Annotated in this window: 1 rRNA gene; it reads right to left on the minus strand. The window is 54.9% G+C overall.

What is annotated here, in order from left to right:
- Nucleotides 1-893 (minus strand): 23S ribosomal RNA (locus AC6I6H_RS22450); the annotation flags it as partial.
- Nucleotides 894-1,056 lie beyond the last annotated feature (163 nt).

The raw sequence follows: 1,056 nt of genomic DNA on the forward strand, positions 1-1,056 counted from the left end.
ACACCGAGGCTAGCCCTAAAGCTATTTCGGGGAGAACCAGCTATCTCCGGGTTCGATTGGAATTTCTCCGCTACCCCCACCTCATCCCCGAACTTTTCAACGTTCGTGGGTTCGGGCCTCCAGTGCGTGTTACCGCACCTTCACCCTGGACAGGGGTAGATCACCCGGTTTCGGGTCTACGCCTGCAAACTATTTCGCCCTCTTCAGACTCGCTTTCGCTGCGGCTCCAGCTTCTCGCTTTAACCTCGCTTGCAAACGTAACTCGCCGGTTCATTCTACAAAAGGCACGCCATCACCCCTTAACGGGCTCTGACTTTTTGTAAGCACACGGTTTCAGGTTCTGTTTCACTCCGCTCCCGCGGTTCTTTTCACCTTTCCCTCACGGTACTGCTTCGCTATCGGTCGCCAGGGAGTATTTAGCCTTGGCAGATGGTCCTGCCGGATTCCCACGGGATTTCTCGTGTCCCGCGGTACTCGGGATCCGTCTAAGAGAGAGCTTGCTTTCGGCTACAGGGCTGTTACCTCCTATGGCGGGCCTTTCCAGACCTCTTCACCTAACAAACTCCTTTGTAACTCCGTATAAGACGTCCCACAACCCCTGAGGGCAAGCCCTCAGGTTTAGGCTCCTCCGCGTTCGCTCGCCGCTACTGACGGAATCACTCTTGTTTTCTCTTCCTCCGGGTACTGAGATGTTTCAGTTCCCCGGGTATGCCTCTTCTTCACCTATGGATTCAGTGAAGAGTGACTGCGCATGACCGCAGCCGGGTTCCCCCATTCGGAAATCCCCGGATCGAAGCTTGCTTACAGCTCCCCGAGGCCGTTTCGTGGTTCGCCACGTCCTTCTTCGGCTCCTGGCGCCTAGGCATCCACCGTGTGCCCTTATTAGCTTATCCTTCCAAGCTAACACAAGCTTTGGATGTTCTACGCGTTTGTTGCTTTTCGCTATCCAGTTTTCAAGGAACAAGTGCTGAAAGGCATGGCGCCTTTCAAAACTGACAACGAGTGAACAAGCGGCTCCTCGATGGAGCGATCCAGCTTGTACCGCCGGGCATTACC

This window comes from Gorillibacterium sp. sgz306347 (assembly GCF_059735245.1).